This is a genomic window from Niallia sp. Sow4_A1 (genome assembly GCF_052116745.1).
GTDB lineage: Bacteria > Bacillota > Bacilli > Bacillales > Cytobacillaceae > Niallia > Niallia hominis.
On sequence record NZ_JBQKKM010000059.1, the window covers coordinates 20,353 to 27,128 of the forward strand.

At 34.4% G+C, this 6,776-nt stretch carries 4 protein-coding genes and 1 riboswitch; all 4 genes read left to right on the forward strand.

Features of this window, described 5'->3' with window-relative positions; translation table 11 throughout:
* Positions 1–193: 193 nt before the first annotated feature.
* Complete coding sequence (locus ACTQ5K_RS22340) at positions 194–1,177, forward strand: ketoacyl-ACP synthase III (RefSeq protein ID WP_441994324.1); 984 nt, start codon at positions 194–196, stop codon at positions 1,175–1,177.
* Between the two features lie 397 nt (positions 1,178–1,574).
* A riboswitch (cyclic di-GMP riboswitch) is annotated at positions 1,575–1,660 on the forward strand.
* A gap of 166 nt (positions 1,661–1,826) precedes the next feature.
* The gene (locus ACTQ5K_RS22345; RefSeq protein WP_441994326.1) at positions 1,827–3,794 is read left to right on the forward strand and encodes a methyl-accepting chemotaxis protein; all 1,968 of its coding nucleotides are present in this window, start codon (positions 1,827–1,829) and stop codon (positions 3,792–3,794) included.
* Positions 3,795–4,106: 312 nt separating this feature from the next.
* Positions 4,107–5,327 carry an MFS transporter gene (locus ACTQ5K_RS22350; protein WP_441994325.1) on the forward strand — a complete coding sequence of 407 codons (1,221 nt, stop codon included), beginning with the start codon at positions 4,107–4,109 and terminating at the stop codon, positions 5,325–5,327.
* A gap of 131 nt (positions 5,328–5,458) precedes the next feature.
* Positions 5,459–6,502, forward strand: a complete 1,044-nt coding sequence (locus ACTQ5K_RS22355) for an ArsR/SmtB family transcription factor (RefSeq protein ID WP_031536052.1) — start codon at positions 5,459–5,461, stop codon at positions 6,500–6,502.
* The last annotated feature ends 274 nt before the right edge of the window (positions 6,503–6,776 follow it).

Sequence of the window (6,776 nt, forward strand, 5' to 3'; positions counted from 1 at the left end):
ATCCTCATCTTATTAAAAGGGTGAGGATTTTTTTTTTTTGATGAAATAGGTAAACCAAATGAAGTAGAAAAACATATTCTAAAGGGAGATGAACGAAAACTTTTAAACAAAGGGAATAGTTTGAGTATGAATTAGTACCAGGTAATAGTAATTGGTGTTAATATATAAGAAAATGAATAATGAGGTGATATGAATGTCAGCTTCTAAAGCACGTATTACAGCAATAGGTTCATACGTACCAGAACGTATATTAACAAATAATGATTTAGAAAAAATGGTTGATACGAACGATGAATGGATTGTAAAACGAACCGGGATCAAGGAAAGAAGAATAGCTAATGATAAGGAGTTTACCAGTGATCTTAGCTATAAAGCAGTACTCGATTTAATGGAACGATATGATAAAACGGTTGATGATGTAGATTTAATTATTGTTTGCACCATGACTCCTGATTATAAAACGCCAAGTGTTGCTTCCATTCTACAAGATAAGCTAGGGATAAAAAATACGGGAGCACTCGATTTAAATGCTGCCTGTGCAGGATTTGCTTATGGTCTGCATGTTGCAAATGGTATGATTACATCTGGATTAAATAGAAAAATCCTTGTTGTAGGAGCAGAAACATTATCAAAAATTACAGATTTCACAGATCGTACGACTTGTATTCTTTTTGGTGATGGAGCAGGGGCATTACTTGTAGAATATGATGAGGATCAACCAAGCTTTATCTCTTCCCATATAGGATCGGAAGGAGAAGGTGGTCAACATTTATATTGTACAAATCTGGCTACTCAAATGAATAGCATGGACTTACTGGGGAATGGCTGTATTGTCCAAAATGGCAGAGAAGTCTATAAATGGGCTATTAAAACAGTTACTAATGGCATGAAAACTGTTGTAGAAAGAGGAAATCTTAACCTAGATGCGGTAGATTGGTTTGTTCCTCATAGTGCAAATTTAAGAATGTTAGAATCGATTTGTGAGAAGAGTAATTTTCCTATCGAACAAACCCTTTATAGCTTAGTTCATTATGGGAATACTTCCTCTGGTACTATTCCATTGTCATTGGATATAGGTGTGAAAGAGGGGAATTTAAAATCCGGTGAACATGTATTATTATATGGTTTTGGCGGTGGTCTAGCACATGCAGGACTATTGATTAAATGGACAGTTTAATAGGATTGTTATGCATAATTGATTATAAAAAATGAAGCCCACAGTGAAAAAGAAATGCATTGTAGGGCTTATTTTCATAAAGGGAGGAAATGGCAAAGGAAATATAGCTTCAAAATTTTCGGTTAACAGCTAAAAAAATGATATATCAGTAGTATAGGAAGGATATTAGCTAAATCTTCTTTGCCTCCAACATACATTTTGAAGCCGGAACGAGAAAGTAAAAAAAGGATAAAATTAGTGATAGTCCGCAGAGATAAAATAGTAGTATAATTATCTCTGTACACTATTTTTTCCCTCGTAGGAGTATACAATTCTCACAAGGGGGAAATTTTGCATGGGACTTTCTTTTTCTCTGTCCTTAAAAGTGGGAAAGTGAGAGTTAAAAATAATAATATTTCTACGAAAATGGCAAACCTATCGAAAGCTAGGGACGCAAAGTCACAGACCTAAGGCATAAATTGCTAAGGTGGCTGGATTACCGAAAAGATGGATCATCCACCTTTTTAAGGTGTTTTTTTATTGGCTATAATTCTATCAAGAAAGAAGTCGGCCGTTATTTTCTTTAAGATAAATGAAGTTTTTATAAAAATAATGTTGTGTTGCAAGAATAAATAGTATCAAAATAAAAGGAGTGGTTCAATTGAAGTTAGTGTTAAAAAATACATTGATTTTTAGTTTGCTTATTGCTATTTCTATGATAAGCATATCTGCTTTTGGCTATATGAAAGCAAAGTCAATTCTTTATGATCGCTTTCAAGACCAAGCATATAGTCAATTGGAATCGGTAAAAGCTAATATAGATATTTGGATTCAAGGAAAACAAGATACAATGACATATATGGCAGAAGCGGATGAGTTAAAGTCAGGTGACGTAGAAAAAGCAGGAGCATTAGGTACGAGAATTGCAGAAAGAATGGAAAATCCAGATGCGTTTGCATTTATTGATGCAAAGGGTTTCTTATACTTAGGTGGGAATAAAATTTCTGTTGTAGAGTCTCCCCATTATAAAGGAGCAATGGAGGATCTAACGAAGACATATAATCCTGTTCCGTCCGAAACACCAAGCTTAAACGGTGCTCCGATTGTATTATCGTCGGCCCCCATATATGGAGATAACGGGAAAATTGTTGGAGTTGTCTCAGGCGGAAACCCAATCGAGAGTCTAATGAGTATTATCTCCAATGTAACATTGGGAGAGAGTGGATATGTTACCATATTTACGAATGACGGAACAATAGTTGCTGGTGAAAATAAGGAAGATACATTAAATAAGAAAATAGCCGACTATGAAAACAGTGAGCTTGATCAATTAGTGAAAGACAGTATGAATGGAAAAAGCGGCGATATTACAACGAACTTAGATGGAGAAAACAACTTAATCTTTTATAGCAAGGCAGATTCTATGGATTGGGGAATTATGATTTCTATCCCAACAAATGAAGCATTTGCAGATGCGAATTCTTTATTAAATTACTTTATTATCATTACCATTGTAGTTATTTTGTTAAGTGCAATTATATCCTATGTAATTAATAACCGATCTTTAAAGCCAATCAAAGAAGTAAATGACAAAATAGAAGAATTGGCAAACAATGAAGGAGATTTAACACAAAGACTTTCCATTAATCGAAAAGATGAAGTGGGAGATTTAGCCAATAACTTTAATGTGTTATTGGACAGTTTCCAAGACTTAATTAGAGGCATTCTCCATAAAGGAGAAGTTGTTTCGGAAAATACTTGTGATTTATCCAATAGTGCAGAAGAAATGGTTCAATTAGCTGGTGATGTGACAAATAATGTTCAAAATTCAGCGGGGATTTTAACAGAGCAAGAGCAAGGAAATAAGCAAAATCTAGAGTCCATCAACGAAATCACACAAAGTGTTTCAGAGATCAAAGATCATTCTTCTTTAGTATCAGAGAAAACAAAGCATGCATACAAAGAAGTCGAAACAGCAAATGACCAAATCAAACATTTGATTAATCAAATGTCTGATATTCAAGCCTCTGTTCATCAATCATCTGACATCGTGAAGAAATTAGGAAATCGTTCATCAGAAATTGGTAATATCGTGCAGATGATTACAGAGATTACAGAACAGACGAATCTGCTTGCTTTAAATGCTTCGATTGAAGCAGCAAGAGCAGGAGAACATGGAAAAGGATTTGCCGTTGTTGCAAATGAAGTCAAGAAATTAGCGGAGCAATCGGCAAATTCAGCTAACCAAATTTCCAACCTTGTAAATGAGATTGTTTCCGATACATCGAATGCTGTGGTGGAAATGGATTCAGGAACGAAGCATTTTAGTACAGGGATGGAAACACTAAAAGATGTGAATGAAAGTCTACAAAATGTCTATTATTCCTCAGAGGAGTCTTCAAAGGAAGTAGATAAAATCTTTATCGAAATTGAAAAACTACTTTCAAAGGTTACCGATGTAGAATCTGTTATTAAGAAGCATTTACAAAAGGCACTAGAATCATCCAGCTATATCCAGGAAGCAGCCGCTTCTTCAAAAGATCAGCTAACGTCTATCCAGGCGATTAACACATCTATTGAAAAGGCAGCAAAAGTAACAGTAGAATTAAGAGAATTATTGAATCGATTTAAAGTATAGGTGAAAGAATGAGGAGAAAGGGCACTAGGAAAAGTATCCTTTTTTTATATAGGTATGTATGTAATAGTGGTTTTGGAAACAGGAATTTGTCGCGTCAATTACCGTTACAGGAGGAGAATCCCACTATTCCTATCCTTATTACACCTCAAAAACAAAGCAATATCTATGTTAAAATAGATGTAAGAAAATTATGTGATAATCCTCTATCCCCCTGGCTTATCCATTCTAAAGGAGTATGTACAAAAGTGAACTGTCCAATTTAATAATCTCCCATTAACTAAATTTACTTTAATAAATAATGGGGGATAAAACATGAATTTTAATAAAAACTTTTCATTTTTAATGATCGGGCAATCTTTTGCGAATATAGGGGATGTTCTCTATATTGTAAGTGTTATTAGTATTATCTATGACTTAAAGGGATCAGCAACAGCTGCATCATTTGTCCCTTTTACCATTACAACTTGTATGTTTATTTCCAGTATAATAACACCCCTTCTCGTCGGAAAAGTAAGGTTGAACTGGTTAATGGCGGGTTCTCAATTGGGGAAGACAATATTGCTAATATTATTAGGCTTTTCATTAACAGAGTTAACAGAATCAAATTACTTTGTGGTCTTTATCGTCATAGGATTCATTGCATTTCTTGATGGTTGTGCAAATCCAATGAGACAAACTTTGATACCGTATTACGTTGAACCTGAGTATTTAATGAAAGCGAACGGAATTGCAGAAACGGTGACCCAATTGATTCAAGCAACAATGTGGTTTGTTGGAAGTATGTTTCTCCTAATTTTAAGCTCACAACAACTTATTTGGTTTGTTAGCTGTCTGTTTATTATTTCCAGTTTCTTACTATGCTTTTTGGAAACCGTCTATGCAGAAACAATGAAATCAGCGAGAAAAGTAGAACAAATCAAAGAGGGGTGGGAGATACTATTTCATACTCCGGTATTAAGAAAAATTGCCTCCATTGATCTTTTAGAGGGTTTTGCTGGAACAGTATGGATTGCGGCTGTTTTATACGTATTTGTTAGTGATGCTTTAGAAGTGGAACAAAAATGGTGGGGCTTTATTAATGGAGCCTTCTTCTTAGGACTAATTTTAGGAAGCCTCTATTGTATAAAATATGCTTCCTTAGTGGAAAGAAAAATAGGGAGCTTTTTATTAGTAGGCGCATTCTTTAGTTTTCTTCTTACCATATTATTTAGTTTAAATAGTATTCCTGTATTCGCGCTAGTTCTATCGTTTGGTGTTGGCATTTTTACACAAATAAAAAGTATTCCTCAACAAACGGTCATTCAAACGAGCTTACCAAAAGAACAATTATCGAAGGTATATACCTCATTGGGAGCAATTGGTACAGGAATCTTTGGTATTGGGTCTTTGCTGATGGGAATGCTTACTGATTTATTAGGCGTAAGAATGGTGTTTGTTCTATCAAGCTTACTTCTTGCATTTGCCAGTATAATCATCTATAAAAATAAGTCCTTGTTTGCTAGCAATAGTTATTTCGGCAAAGAAAGAAACTAATCTCTGGAAAAAACTTGACCTTTATAAAAAAGAGGTCGAGTTTTTTTGAATAAATATTCGAAAAACGTTGAATTAATAATTCTAATAATTTAGAATATAGTTAACTGAAAATAAAATAGAGGTGTTGTTGAATGGAAGTTTTTAGTACTACTGGTCGGAAAAGAGAGACGTACCAAGTTGAAATGAAGTATTCACTACTATGGGAGTGTGCACTTGGCATAGCAGCTATCACGAATAACCGGCTACTCAATTCGTTAGATAGGCCAACAAGTTATTGGAAAGATGTAAGAACGAGTCTTTCTGTCGATTTACAAGCAGAATTAGATTATGTAGAAAAAAATAATACGTGGAAGGCATTACTTCAATTACTCCATCAAAAGGATTTTTCCAGCCTAGAAGCATTTAGCGAATATATCAATAATCTCACTGAAAGAGAATTGATCTACCAATGTATTCCGTTTATAAGTAAAAACTATCAGCCTATTAGAGAACAAGCAGCAGATAAAAAGCTCGAAGCGATAGAGCAATTAAGAGAAGCTACAAAAGACAACCCTTTTTTTCCAAGCTATATTTCTTTTATTTGTAAGATTGATGCACAACAGCTGAAACAGCATCTGATTATAGTCATGAGTGGTTGGTATAAAGCAGTCATAGAACCTGATTTGGAAAACTTGAAATCTATCTTACAAACGGATGCCTGTGCAAAAGAAAAAATGAAAAAGAAAATGGAACCCGAAGAATTTGTAGAATGGGCGACGGGTGGGATTAAGTATATGCCAGAACCAAGCGTTTATAAAGTATTACTTATTCCACAATACATATATCGACCATGGAATATTGCAGCAGATTTAGAAGAAACGAAAGTATATTATTATCCCGTTTCAAATGAAAGCCTATCTCCGAGTGATAAATATATGCCGAGCAATTTTCTTGTATTGAAACATAAGGCTTTAGGGGATGAAGTACGCATGAGAATAGTGAAATTATTATTTGAACAAAGTCGAACACTTCAGGAAATGACGGAAAAATTAGCGTTGGGAAAATCAACGATTCACCATCATTTAAAGATATTGAGATCTGCACAACTAGTAGGAATAGAAGAAGGGAAGTATGTATTAAAGACGCGAGCTATCATGTCATTAGCAAAAGAATTAGAGCAATACTTTCAACAATGAGGGATTTAGAAGAAACCACAAAAAAATGATTGAAACGCAGTATAATAAGATCCAATTCTACAAGGAAATTAGCCCAAAATAAGGATATATCAGTCAAAATGAGGATATATCAGCCAAACCACCAAGGATATCAGCCAAAAAAAGAATATATCAGCCAAACCAACAAGGATATCAGCCAAAAAAAGAATATATCAGCCAAACCGACAAGGATATCAGCCAAAAAAAGAATATATCAGCCAAACCGACAAGGATATCAGCCAAAAAAAGAATATAT